Source organism: Allobosea sp. 05T438, assembly GCF_056396025.1.
The window spans coordinates 615,068-627,499 of record NZ_JBFTKQ010000002.1 but is presented as its reverse complement, the minus strand read 5'-3'; the positions used below and the strand labels follow the sequence as shown (position 1 = coordinate 627,499).

General features: G+C 66.7%; 11 protein-coding genes. 5 read left to right on the top strand and 6 right to left on the bottom strand.

Features of this window, described 5'->3' with window-relative positions; translation table 11 throughout:
• The first annotated feature begins 160 nt into the window (after positions 1–160).
• Entirely contained in the window at positions 161–2,050 is a 1,890-nt protein-coding gene (locus tag AC1DIN_RS06805) for a methyl-accepting chemotaxis protein (RefSeq protein WP_476809148.1), read from the top strand.
• A 62-nt stretch (positions 2,051–2,112) separates the two neighbouring features.
• On the opposite strand, the gene AC1DIN_RS06800 is transcribed toward AC1DIN_RS06805, so the two are convergent.
• Genes AC1DIN_RS06800 through AC1DIN_RS06790 form a run of 3 tightly spaced genes read right to left on the bottom strand, consistent with a single transcriptional unit; the run spans position 2,113 to position 6,303 of the window.
• The gene (locus AC1DIN_RS06800; RefSeq protein ID WP_476809147.1) at positions 2,113–3,000 is read right to left on the bottom strand and encodes a DUF937 domain-containing protein; all 888 of its coding nucleotides are present in this window, start codon (positions 2,998–3,000) and stop codon (positions 2,113–2,115) included.
• Between the two features lie 22 nt (positions 3,001–3,022).
• Entirely contained in the window at positions 3,023–4,441 is a 1,419-nt protein-coding gene (locus tag AC1DIN_RS06795) for an MATE family efflux transporter (RefSeq protein ID WP_476809146.1), read from the bottom strand.
• Positions 4,438–6,303, bottom strand: a complete 1,866-nt coding sequence (locus AC1DIN_RS06790; RefSeq protein ID WP_441468870.1) for a monovalent cation:proton antiporter-2 (CPA2) family protein — start codon at positions 6,301–6,303, stop codon at positions 4,438–4,440. Before AC1DIN_RS06790 ends, AC1DIN_RS06795 begins: the two co-directional genes overlap by 4 nt.
• A gap of 63 nt (positions 6,304–6,366) precedes the next feature.
• Here AC1DIN_RS06790 and ispH point away from each other — a divergent pair, with 63 nt between their 5' ends.
• The 3 genes from ispH (at position 6,367) to rnhA (ending at position 9,087) form a co-directional block, all read left to right on the top strand.
• Positions 6,367–7,476, top strand: coding sequence for a 4-hydroxy-3-methylbut-2-enyl diphosphate reductase (gene ispH, locus AC1DIN_RS06785; protein WP_476809145.1), 1,110 nt, complete (start codon positions 6,367–6,369; stop codon positions 7,474–7,476).
• A gap of 202 nt (positions 7,477–7,678) precedes the next feature.
• Positions 7,679–8,644, top strand: coding sequence for a homoserine kinase (locus AC1DIN_RS06780; RefSeq protein WP_476809144.1), 966 nt, complete (start codon positions 7,679–7,681; stop codon positions 8,642–8,644).
• A complete protein-coding gene (gene rnhA, locus AC1DIN_RS06775; RefSeq protein ID WP_441468867.1) occupies positions 8,641–9,087 on the top strand; it encodes a ribonuclease HI in 447 nt (148 codons plus the stop codon). Before AC1DIN_RS06780 ends, rnhA begins: the two co-directional genes overlap by 4 nt.
• 61 nt (positions 9,088–9,148) lie before the next feature.
• On the opposite strand, the gene AC1DIN_RS06770 is transcribed toward rnhA, so the two are convergent.
• Together AC1DIN_RS06770 and AC1DIN_RS06765 are read right to left on the bottom strand one after the other, a co-directional pair.
• Positions 9,149–10,171, bottom strand: a complete 1,023-nt coding sequence (locus AC1DIN_RS06770) for an LLM class flavin-dependent oxidoreductase (protein ID WP_476809143.1) — start codon at positions 10,169–10,171, stop codon at positions 9,149–9,151.
• 199 nt (positions 10,172–10,370) lie between these two features.
• Entirely contained in the window at positions 10,371–10,820 is a 450-nt protein-coding gene (locus AC1DIN_RS06765) for a GNAT family N-acetyltransferase (RefSeq protein WP_441468865.1), read from the bottom strand.
• A 270-nt stretch (positions 10,821–11,090) separates the two neighbouring features.
• On the opposite strand from AC1DIN_RS06765, the gene AC1DIN_RS06760 reads away from it, so the two are divergent.
• Complete coding sequence (locus AC1DIN_RS06760) at positions 11,091–11,648, top strand: dihydrofolate reductase family protein (protein ID WP_476809142.1); 558 nt, start codon at positions 11,091–11,093, stop codon at positions 11,646–11,648.
• 248 nt (positions 11,649–11,896) lie between these two features.
• Here the strand turns inward: AC1DIN_RS06760 and AC1DIN_RS06755 are convergent, their stop codons facing one another.
• Positions 11,897–12,382 (bottom strand): peroxiredoxin, encoded by a 486-nt coding sequence (locus AC1DIN_RS06755; RefSeq protein WP_441468863.1) that lies wholly within the window; start codon positions 12,380–12,382, stop codon positions 11,897–11,899.
• Between the last annotated feature and the right edge of the window lie 50 nt (positions 12,383–12,432).

Sequence of the window (12,432 nt, the reverse complement as noted above, 5' to 3'; positions counted from 1 at the left end):
CCCCTTGGTAGCAGCGTCCCTGCGGGCGGAAGCTTCGTGCTTCCGCCCTTTTTTATGCAATTTTGAACAGATCTTGGCCGCAATAACCCAAATTTCATGATTCTGGCGAAACTTTGCCGCGCCGCTGAGATGGCGGCTGCGTCGGATCTGGGCTGTCGGCATGAAATTGTCTCTGCGCCTCAAGGATCTGCGGATTCGCACGAAGATTGCGATCCCGCTCGTTGTCATGGGAATGATTGGATTGGGCACGGCGATCTATGCCGGCCAGGAATATGCCCGTATCCAGAAGACCTATTCGGATTTGATCGACCAGCGCGCCACGGCGATCCTCGACTCGGCGCAGTCGACGCTGGCGACGAGCTACATCCTGCGCGATCTCTACAAGGCGATCGCCTATCCCGAGTACATGAAGCAGAACGCCACGGCGATCGACGATGTGCGCAAGGGCTATGATCTCGCGCTGCAGCAGCTGGTGAACGCCAAGATCAGCTTTCCGGAGAAGCATGCCGAGTTCGATGTGCTGGCGCGGCGGATCGCCGAGCTCAAGTCCAAGATCGACGACGTGACCAAGCAGGCGGCGCGGGACGAGGATCTGCCGGCGCTCTCGGTGATGTCCGAGCTGGACCGGGCTTTCGGCGCGATCATCGCCGATGCGGTGAAGCTCAACGGCGAGATTAAGGGCGACACGCTGACGGCTGCGCATGCGCTCGACGCCGAGGCCAAGCAGCTCGATTGGTTGATGCTGATCCTGACCGTCGTCGGCACGCTGGTCGGCCTGGCCGGCGCGATGCTGCTCGCCCGCTTGTCGATCACCAAGCCGCTCGATCAGCTCAAGGCACGGATGGCGGATCTGGCCGCAGGCAACTACGCAGTCGAGATCGAAGGCCACGCCCGGCGCGACGAGCTCGGCGCGATGGCGCGGACCGTGCAGGTCTTCAAGGAGAACGGCCTCGCCGTGCAGCGCCTCGAGGTGGAGACGGCTGAGAACCGCGAAGTCTCGGAAACGCAGCGCCGCATCGTCGAGCAGGAGCGCGCCGCCCACTCGCAGGAGCAGGAGCGCCTTGCCGCCGAGCAGCGCCAGGTGATGGACGCGCTCGCCGAAGGGCTCGACCGGCTATCCCGCGGTGACCTCACCTGCCGCATCGATGCCGAACTCGCCGCTGAATACGAGAAGCTGCGCGACGACTTCAATCTTGCTGTCGGCCATCTCGCCGAGACGATCCGGACGATTCAGGAGACGTCCGGCGATGTCGGCAACGCGGCGCTGGAGATCAACACCGGCGCCGACGACCTCTCGAAGCGAACCGAGGAGCAGGCTTCCTCGCTGGAGGAGACAGCCGCGACAACCGAGGAACTCGCGGCTTCCGTCAAGGCTTCCGCTCACTCCTCGCAGCAGGCGGTCGCGCTTGCGGACGAGGCGATGGACGTCGCGCGCAAGGGCGGTGCCATCGTCCAGAACGCGGTCGATGCCATGGCCCGCATCGAGACGGCCTCGCGCAAGATCTCGGACATCACCAGCGTGATCGACGAGATCGCCTTCCAGACCAATCTTCTGGCGCTCAATGCGGCGGTCGAGGCAGCGCGCGCCGGCGACGCCGGCAAGGGCTTCGCCGTCGTCGCCTCCGAGGTCCGCACGCTCGCCCAACGTTCGGGCGCAGCGGCCAAGGACATCACCGCACTGATCACCGAGTCGGGTGCGGAGGTGGCGCAGGGCGTCGGCCTCGTCCGCTCGGCGGGCGCCGCACTGGAGCGCATCGTCGAGGCCTCGGGCAAGGTATCGGCCACGGTCTCGGAGATTTCGGCTGCCGCGACCGAGCAGGCCTATGGCATCGACGAGATGAGCCAGGCCGTTGCCCATATGGACGAGATGACCCAGCAGAACGCGGCGCTCGCAGAGGAGAGCGCGGCGTCCGCCACGGCCCTGGCCAGTCAGATCCAGCGCCTCAACGATCTCGTTGCCAGCTTCCGGACGCGCGACGACCTCGTGGAGCTGCGCAGCATGGCTGCCGCTATGGCGGCACAGGCCGGCGAGGAGCGTCGGCGCGCCTGACGCTTGCGCGATCAGGCGGCCGGAGGGGCTTCCTGTTCCGCTTCGTCGTCAGCCGTTCTGCTTCAGCGGCGTCCCTGGTTGCCGCCGAGCATGGCGTCCAGGATCGACTTCAGCGCGTTCTGGTGCTCGTCCTGGATCTGGCGGCCGTGCTCGAACATCTGGTTGAGCGCGTCGAGTCCGATCGAGCCGGGACCTGGAGGCGAAGAGGAGGGGGATGCCTCCTCCGGCTCCGGTTCGGGGGCAGGCGCGCGGCGCGGCGTGGCGCTCCGCGGCGCGGGGGCGGGCTCAGGCTGCGAGGCAGCTGCGCCGCCGAACATGCTGCCGAGAATCTGGCCGAGCGCGCCGCCGAAGGGGTCGGTCGGGTTGGCCTGAGGATTGGCCTGGGGCTGGGCCCCCGCCTGGCCGAACATTCCCTTCAGGATCGCTTCGAACGGGTTGGCCGGCATCTGCGGCTGCGGCGGGGGCTGCATGCCCGGCATCTGGCCACGCATCATCTCGGCGAACTGGCCGAGAATGCCGCCGAGCCCCTCATTGCTGCTCGATTTGGAGAGGCCGCCCATCAGCATCGCGGCAATGACCGGGAGCATTTGCTTCAGGATTGCCTGGCTGACGCCGCTGGTCGCTGCCGCTTGCGCTGCGATGGCCTGGCTGACCTCGCGCGAGCCGAAGAGCTGGCTGAGCACATCGTTGCCGGCCGATTGCGCGCCGGTGGGAATGCCGCTTCCGGCAGTCTCGAAGAAGCGGGCATAGGGCGAGGCCGTCATCATCTGCGCCAGCGCGCCGAAGGCGAAGGGATCCTGCGTCTGCCGCTGCAACCCCATCGAGAAGGCCGGCAGCAGCGCATCGAGCGCGGCCTGGGTCTGCTGCAGGCTCAAGCCGTATTGCTGGGCGAGATTCGGCACCGCTCGGCCGTTCTGTGCCGATTGCATGATATCGAACAGATTCATCATGGACGCCTCCCCAGGCCGGCATTCAGTTCCGTGCCTGAGTGGACGATAGCAGGGTGTCCTTGTCTGGCAAATCGAGGGTAGCCCGCCGTTGCAGGGCCTCGCGCTCCAGCCGGGCGATGCCGCGATAGGCGAAGATCAGCGCGAGCACGCCGAAGGCGACCGCGCCCAGCGCCGAGCCCGCCAACGCACCCTTCGGCCCGGCGATCTGTGCGCCGAGGAAGGCGAAGGGCATGGTGCCGAGCGTGGCGCGGCCCCAACTGAACAGGGTCGACAGGAACGGCATGCCGAGATTGTTGAAAGCGGCGTTGGCGACGAAGAGCATGCCGACGAAAAACCACATCGGCCCGGCGATCAGGCAGAAGAACTCGACCAGCTCCGCCGTCAGCCCCACGGCGTGGAAGGCGGAGACGATGACGCCGCGCAGCGAAAGCAGCAGCAGCCAGGAAACCAGCACGCAGCCGGCCGCGAAGATCGCCGAATCCGTCAGGCCGCGTCTCATCCGGTCGAAGCGCCCGGCGCCCCAGTTCTGGCCGAGGATCGGGCCGACCGCGCCCGAAAGCGCAAACACCGCGCCGAAGGCGACCGGCACCAGCCGGTCCATGATCGCGAGCGCCGCCACCGCCCCGTCGCCGAAGCGGGCGACGACGCCGGCGAAGACGGCGTTGGCTATCGGGTTGGAGAGGTTCGTCAGGATGGCCGGGCCGGCAATGGCGAAGGTCCGGGCACTGTCCTGGCGAATCCAGCTCAGTCGCGGCCGGGCCATCATGCCGTGAACGACGACGGTCGCGTGGAAGCCGATCGCGACGATGATGATACGCGCCAGCACGATCGCGATCGCCGCGCCGTCCGGCCCGAGCCCGAAGCCGAAGATTAGCAGGGGATCGAGCCCGGCCGTGGCGATGCCGCCGCCGAGCGTCACGAACATCGCCCGGCGTGCATCGCCGATGGCGCGCAGCACGCCGGAGAAGCCCATGCCGATCGCCATCAGCACGTTGGAGGGCAGGGTGATGTGCAGGAAGGAGAGGGCGACGGCGTAGGATTGGTCATGCGCGCCGATGGCACGCAGCAACCAGGGCAGCAGCGGTAGGGCGGCAAGCGACAGCACCAGCGCGACCAGCGCCATCAGGACCATGGTCGAGGCGGCGATGCGCCGCGCGCCCTCGCGGTCACCGGCGCCGATGCTGCGTGAGGTCAGGGCGGCTACCGCGATCATCAGCCCCACATTCACCGAGACCATCAGATAGAGCACGATGGTGGCGAAGCCGACGCCGGCCGTCGCCTCCGGCCGCCCGAGCCAGGAGACGTAGAGCAGCGACAGGAGATCGACGACGAAGACGGCCATCAGGCCGATCGAACCCGTCGCCGTCATCACGGCGACGTGGCGCATCAGCGGGCCTTCGACAAAGATCGCCTGAGCCGGCCGGGACGAGGTGCTGGTCACCGTTCCGGCTCTCCGACGCCGCCGACCGAGACCTCGGCCCCGCCATCGGCGATGACCTGCTCGGTCTCGGCATTGAGGGCCTTGGACTTGCCCTTAGGCTTGACGATGGGCTCCGGCGTCACGCGCGGCACGCGGTTCAGTGCGGCGGCGATGCCTTCGTGGAACTGGATTTCCATGCGCTGGGCGTCCCGATCACGCACATGGTCGATCACGAAATCGGCCTCATCGCGGCTCAGACCCAGGGTTTCGAGCGTGACGCGGCCGAAGCCGAGCGCCGATTCGAAGGTCTCGCGCATCTGGTAGTCGACATTGGCCTTCATCAGCTCGATCGAATGGATGCGGTCGAAGGCGCGCACATGCACGCGCACATGCGGGAACTCGGCCTTGACCATCTCGACGATGCGCAGCGCGGCGTCCTTGTCGTCGATGCAGACACAGATCACCTTGACCCGGCCGGCGCCGGCGGCGCGCAGAACGTCGAGGCGCGTGCCATCGCCGTAATAGACCTTGAAGCCGAAGCGGGCGGCGGCCCTGATCTGCTCGACGTCGGAATCGATCACGGTGATGTTGATGTGCTGCAGGAGCAGCGCCTGCGTCACCACCTGGCCGAAGCGGCCGAAGCCGACCACCATCACCTGGCTGTCGCTGATCCCGTCGAAATCCTCCTCCATCGTCTCCGGCGTTACGCGCGAAAGCAGCACCGCATCAATCAGCTTGGCGACGATCGGGCCGAGCAGCATGCTGATCGCGGCGAGCGCAGTCGCCATCGCCGCCTGCGACGGCGTGAGCAGCCCCTGCGCCAGGCCGAGCGGCAGCAGGACGAAGGCGAACTCGCCGGCCGGCGAAAGCAGCGCGCCGGCCCGGATCGCCTCCAGCCAGGAGGAGCAGGAGATCCGCAGGATCGAGGTGACGACCGCGATCTTGAACAGCACCAGCAGTGGCGCCGCCACCGCCAGCAGCATCCAATTGGACGCGACCAGCTTGAGGTCGAGCGACATGCCGACCGCCATGAAGAAAAGACCGAGCAGCACGCCGCGGAACGGCTCGATATCGGCTTCGAGCTCGTGCCGGAAATGCGAGTCGGCCAGCATCACGCCGGCCAGGAAGGCGCCCATCGCCATCGACAGGCCGACATGCTCCATCAGCAGTGCCGCGCCGAGCACGATCAACAGGGCGGCCGCCGTCATCACGTCCTTGGCGCCGGTATTGGCGAGGATGCGGAAGAATGGGTTCAGCACATAGCGCCCGGCCAGGATGATCGCGATCAGCGCGCCGAGCGCGATGCCGAGGCTGGCGAGCGCGCGCATCGGGGTGCCGGCCTGAGCACCGCCGGTGGTGGCGAGCAGGGGAAGCAGCGCCAGCACGGGCGCAATCGCCATGTCCTGGAACAGCAGGATCGAGAAAGTGCGCCGGCCATAGGTCTCGCTGCTGTCGCCCCGTTCTGCGAGCTGCTGCAGCGCGATCGAGGTGGCGGAGAGCGCCAGTGCTACGCCGACCGCGACAGCGCCCGCGGCGGACAAGCCAAAATACCAGCCGAAGAGACCGATGCCGGCGGCGCTGAGCGCCATCTGCGCGAGGCCCGTGCCGAGAATGTCCTTGCGCATCGAATAGAGGCGCGCCGGCTGCAGCTCGAGACCGACCAGGAAGAGCAGCAGCACCACGCCGATCTCAGCCGTGCTGCGGATGGCATCGGGGTCCTTGATGACGCCAAGGATCGAGGGGCCGATCACGATGCCGGCCGCGAGATAGCCGAGCACCGCCGATTGCCCGAGCTTGCGGAACAGCGGAACGGCAACCACCGCCGCGGCGCAGAAGGTCAGGATCGGCGGCAGGAAGCTGACATGCGAAGTGGCGTCGGCCATACGGAACTCGTGATCGGAAACGGGCGTGGGATGGCCTGGTGCGGTGCTGCGGAGCGGGCGGCCATGGCTCTATCTAGGCTCTCGGCGCCGAGACTGCGAGAGGCAATCGACAGGTCTGCCGAGCCCGCACCGCCTCGCTTCCTTGACATCGCCGCCATCCCGCCGAAAGAAGACCGGCACCATCTGGAGTTCTTTCCGCGCGTGACCAAGCCGCCGCTCGACATCCTGCTCTGTGCCCCGCGCGGCTTCTGCGCCGGGGTCGTGCGTGCCATCGACGCGGTCGAGAAGGCGCTCGCCCTGCATGGCGCGCCGGTCTATGTCCGCCACGAGATCGTCCATAACAAATACGTCGTCGAATCCCTGAAGCGTAAGGGCGCGGTTTTCGTCGCCGAGCTGGACGAGGTGCCCGACGAGACGCGGCCCGTGATCTTCTCCGCCCATGGCGTCGCCAAAGCGGTCCCGGCGGCGGCGAAGGCGCGCAATCTCTTCGCCATCGACGCCACCTGTCCGCTGGTGACGAAGGTGCATCGCGAGGCGGAGGTCCATCACAAGCGCGGCCGCCACATCCTGTTGGTCGGCCATGCCGGCCACCCCGAGGTCATCGGCACGATGGGCCAGCTCCCCGAGGGTGCGATCACGCTGATCGAGACGCTGGAGGATGTTGCCTCATTGACGCCGTCGACCGGCCAGCCGCTCGCCTACGTCACGCAGACCACGCTTTCGGTGGACGATACGCGCGAGATCGTCGAGGCGCTGCAGGCCCGCTTCCCGGAGCTGATCGCGCCCCACAAGGAAGACATCTGCTACGCCACGACCAACCGCCAGGAGGCGGTGAAGCACGTCGCCCCGCAGGTCGACGGGCTGATCGTGGTCGGCTCGCCCAATTCCTCGAACTCGCAGCGCCTGCGCGAGGTCGCCGAGCGCGCCGGCTGCCCGGTCGCGCGGCTCGTCCTGCGCACCGACGAGATCGACTGGTCGGTCTTCGGCAACATCCGCAGCCTCGGCATCACCGCCGGCGCGAGCGCGCCCGAGGTGCTGGTCGAGGAAATCATCGATGCCTTCGCCGAGCGCTACGAGGTCCGCGTCGAGACCGTCTCGACCGCCGACGAGAACGTCTTCTTCCCGCTGCCGCGCGAGCTGCGCGGCGAGGCGGCGCCGACCGCGGCCGAATAACTCCAGCAGATGCATTTTCGAGCGAAGTGGGTGCCGGTTCGCGTGAAGAAAATGCGATAAACCAACTAGAGCATTGCGCGAAAAAGTGGGTGCCGGTTTTTCGCAGAAGCAATGCTCTAAACTTTTAGAATCGATCACGTTTTTCGCATTTTGACGGTTTCGTCAAAATGCGAAAAACGTGATCTAGCAAGAGAGCCTGATCTTGGCCGTCTATACCGAAGTGCCCGATGACGAGATGGCAGCCTTTGTGGCGCGCTATGGCATCGGCGACCTGCTTTCCGCAAAGGGCATCGCCGAGGGCGTCGAGAACTCGAACTATCTGCTGCACACCACCCAGGGCGCCTATATCCTCACCCTCTACGAGAAGCGGGTGAACCCGGAGGATCTGCCGTTCTTCCTCGAGCTGATGCAGCATCTCGCTGCGCGCGGGCTGATCTGCCCCCAACCGGTTCAGGATAGCCGCGGCGAGATGCTCGGTCGCCTTGCCGGGCGTCCGGCCGCGATCGTCACCTTCCTCGACGGGCTTTCCGTGCGCCGCCCCACCGCCGCCCACTGCCAGGAACTCGGCCGCGGCCTCGCCCTGCTGCATGAGGCTGGAGCGGATTTCACGATGGAGCGGGTCAACGCGTTGTCCGTGCCTGGCTGGCGACCGCTGGCGCATCAGGCGGGCCCTGATGCCGACAAGGTCTCGCCGGGCCTCGCACGCCGGATCATGGCCGAGATTGCGGTGCATGAGGCGAGCTGGCCCAAGGACCTGCCGCGCGGCGTGATCCATGCCGATCTCTTCCCCAACAACGTCTTCTTCATCGGCAGCCGGCTGTCGGGCCTGATCGACTTCTATTTCGCCTGCACGGACGCCTATGCCTACGACCTGGCGATCTGCCTGAACTCCTGGTGCTTCGAGGCCGATGGCTCGTTCAATCTGACCAAGGGACAGGCGCTGCTCGCCGGCTACGAGACAGTTCGTCCGTTGAGCCTGGTGGAGATCGAGGCGCTGCCGCAGCTCTGCCGCGGTTCGGCCCTGCGCTTCCTGCTAACGCGCCTGGTCGACTGGCTGAACGTGCCGCCGGGCGCGCTGGTTAAACCGCATGATCCGCTCGAATACGACCGCAAGCTCGCCTTCCACCAGCGCGTCGTCGATGCCCGCGAATACGGGCTGAAGCGGTGAGCGATACTGTCGAAGTCTGGACCGACGGGGCCTGCTCGGGGAACCCTGGACCTGGCGGCTGGGGGGCGATCCTGAGCTATAACGGCGTCGAGAAGGAGCTTTCCGGCGGCGAGGCGCAGACCACCAACAACCGCATGGAGCTGATGGCGGCGATCGCGGCGCTGGAGGCGCTGAAGCGGCCCTGCACCGTCGCGCTGCATACCGATAGCCAGTATCTGCGGCAGGGCATCACCGGCTGGATCCATGGCTGGAAGAAGAACGGCTGGAAAACGGCCGACAGGAAGCCGGTGAAGAATGTCGAGCTCTGGCAGCGGCTCGAGACCGCGCTCGGCCGCCACAAGATCGAATGGAAATGGGTCAAGGGCCACGCCGGCGACGAGATGAACGAGCGCGCCGACGCGCTGGCGCGCGCCGGCATGGCGCCGTTCAAGTCGGGGCGGTAGCGGCTCATCGAAGAGCGATCCTTGCGGCTTCGACGCGGCGTCGCAGCTCGGACGATTCTCCTCAGCGCCAGCCGAGCGCCGGTGCGACGTGCTTCAGGATCGCCTCGATCACATGGGCGTTGTAGTCGACGCCGAGCTGGTTCGGCACCGTCAGCAATAGCGTATCGGCTTCGGCGATCGCTTCGTCCTTGCCCAGTTCCTTGATCAGCTTGTCCGGCTCGTCCGCATAGCTGCGCCCGAAGATGGCGCGCGTGTTCTCGTCGATGAAGCCGATCTGGTCGTCGCTCTGGTTGCCGCGGCCGAAATAGGCGCGGTCGCGGTCATCGACCAGCGCAAAGATGCTGCGGCTGACAGAGACGCGCGGCTGGCGAGCATGGCCCGCCTCCTTCCATGCCTCGCGATAGGCGCGGATCTGCTTCGCCTGCTGGATGTGGAACGGCTCACCCGTTTCGTCGTCCTTCAGGGTCGAGCTCTGCAGGTTCATGCCGAGCTTTGCCGCCCAGATGGCGGTGGCGTTCGACCCGGCGCCCCACCAGATGCGCTCGCGCAGGCCCTCGGAATGGGGCTCGAGCCGCAGCAGGCCGGGCGGGTTCGGAAACATTGGCCGTGGGTTCGGCTCGGCGAAGCCCTGGCCGCGCAGCATGTCGAGAAAGACCTCGGCATGGCGCCTGCCCATATCGGCGTCGCTCTGGCCCTCGGCCGGTTCGTAGCCGAAATAGCGCCAGCCATCGATCACCTGTTCCGGCGAGCCGCGGCTGATGCCGAGCTGGAGCCGTCCGCCGGCGATGAGGTCGGCCGCGCCGGCATCCTCAGCCATGTAGAGCGGGTTTTCGTAGCGCATGTCGATCACGGCGGTGCCGATCTCGATGCGCTTCGTCCGGGCGCCGATCGCGGCCAGCAGCGGGAAGGGCGAGGCGAGCTGCCTGGCGAAATGGTGGACGCGGACATAGGCGCCGTCGAGGCCCAGCTCCTCCGCCGCCACGGCGAGATCGATCGATTGCAGCAGCGCATCGCCGGCCGAGCGCGTGCCGGACTGCGGCGAGGGCGCCCAATGGCCGAAGGAGAGAAAGCCGATCTTCTTCATGACGCGCCTGTCGCTGGCTGCGGGCGCGAGATGCGCCCCGCAGGGGGACAGCTCGGCGGGCGCCGCGAAGCGGTTCCGCTCAAGCCTGCTCCCAATATAGGCGCTGGCATGGCCGTTGCGATTGCGCCGATGCACGCGTGCCTGTGCGTCTGTGCAGCCCCAGCGTGCGTCAGCTCACGCGACGACGGCCGACCGCTCGTCACGCCAGCGGCTGGCGGTAGACGATGAAGCCCGACTTGTCGGCGACCTTGTTGTAGAGTTCCTGCGCCTGCAGGTTCGACTCATGCGTCTGCCAGTAGACGCGGAAGCAGTTCTTCGCGCGCGCCATCTCGTTCACGGCCTCGATCAGCTTGCGCCCGACGCCGGTGCCGCGCGCCTCCGGCACCGTGAACAGATCCTGCAGATAGCAGATATTCCGTTCACTCCAGGTCGTGCGGTGGATCACCCAGTTGGTGATACCGAGCGCCTTGTCGCCCTGTAGCGCGATGAAGCCGCCCATCGGCTCCTGACCGCCGGTCAGCCGTCCGAAGGTGATCTCGTCGAGCTCTGGTGGCAGCGTCGCCTTGTAGAAGGTCAGATAGCCCCGCCAGAGCGGCGTCCAGGCAGCGCGATCAGCGGCTTCGAGCGGGCGGATGGTGATATCAGGCATGCAGTCTCTCCTCCAGGGCGGAAGCTAGCCGGCGGTCTCGGCCTTGTCTCATGACAAGCCGCGATCGGATCGATCAGCGGTCGGCAGGACCCGTGAAAAAACCGTGGTCCGCTGCTTGTCGGACCCGCCCAGGAAGCGGCCGACGCGCCGGCTTCGGAGGGAAGGCAGGCGCCTGGTGGGACCGGCGGCTCAAGATCCGTTGCGGAAGTTCAACATCAACCACGAGCAACTGGCCTACATGTTCTCCATTATATGGCTTAGACTTGCCGCATGGGACTATTGACCTTCAGTATCAACGTCACCCTGGACGGCTGCGTCGACCACCAGGAGGGAATTGCCGACGACGAGACGCACGCCTTCTTCACCCGCCTTATGGATGAAGGCGGGGCGATGTTGTGGGGTCGCGTCACATACGAGATGATGGAGGGCTACTGGCCGGCAGTCGCCCGCGGCGACGAGGAGGCGCCGCCTGCGATACGCGAGTGGGCGGTCAAGCTGGAGGCCAAGCCGAAATACGTGGTGTCGTCGACGCGAACGGCCTTCCCGTGGACCAACAGCCACCACATCGCCGGCGACCTGCGCACGGGCGTGCAGAGGCTCAAGGACGCGACCCCGGCCGGCGTGCTCCTGGGTAGCGGCACGCTCGCGACCGAGCTGGACCGGCTGGATCTGATCGACGAGTACAAGCTCCTCGTGCACCCCAGGATCGCCGGCCACGGCCCAACCCTCTACCAGAGCGGGCTGCCCAGCACGCGACGGCTCGAGCTGATCTCGGCCAAGCCGCTCCGCAGCGGCGCGATCGCCATGCATTACCGGCGCGTGCGCTGACCCAGCGCAGCCTCTTCGCGCCCAACTCGCGGGCCTGCAGGTCATAGGAAGCCTTCTCGCCGCGCAACACGGCATACCCGCTGCTTCTGCCATGGGCGCTCGGTTGATCAGGCCGAGGCCTTGTGGGCAATGGCGACTTCCCACCCATCTGCGACATTCGCCACGTCTGGCGGCTTGATACCCATGGCCCAATAGAAAGGCCCGCGCGATGACCTCGCGCGGGCCTGGCAACTGGCGATCGAAAAAACTCAGAGCTGCTGGAGCATGGTCTCGGCGCCGGAGGCGTCGGCCTTGCCGGCCGCTTCCTCGACGTTGAGGGATTTCACGACGCCATCTTCCACCAGCATGGAATAGCGCCGCGAGCGCGTGCCCATGCCGAAGCCCGAGCCATCCATCGACAGGCCGATCTCCGTGGCGAAATCGGCGTTGCCGTCCGAAAGGAACTCGATGACGCCGGCGCCGCCGGTCGCCTTCGACCAGGCGTCCAGCACGAAGACGTCGTTGGTCGATGTCACCAGAATGGCGTCGACGCCCTTGGCCTTGATCTCGTCGGCCTTGGCCAGATAGCCGGGCAGATGGTTCTTGTGGCAGGTCGGCGTGAAGGCGCCCGGCACGGCGAAGAGCACGACCTTCCGGCCCTTGAACAGGTCGTCGGTCGTCCTGGCAGCCGGGCCGTCGGCGGTCATGACGCGGAACGTCGCCTGCGGAAGCTTGTCACCCACCTGGATCGTCATTGCGTCTTTCTCCGTGAAGCCCGCGGCGCGAAGGCCGCTTCGCCTCAGGG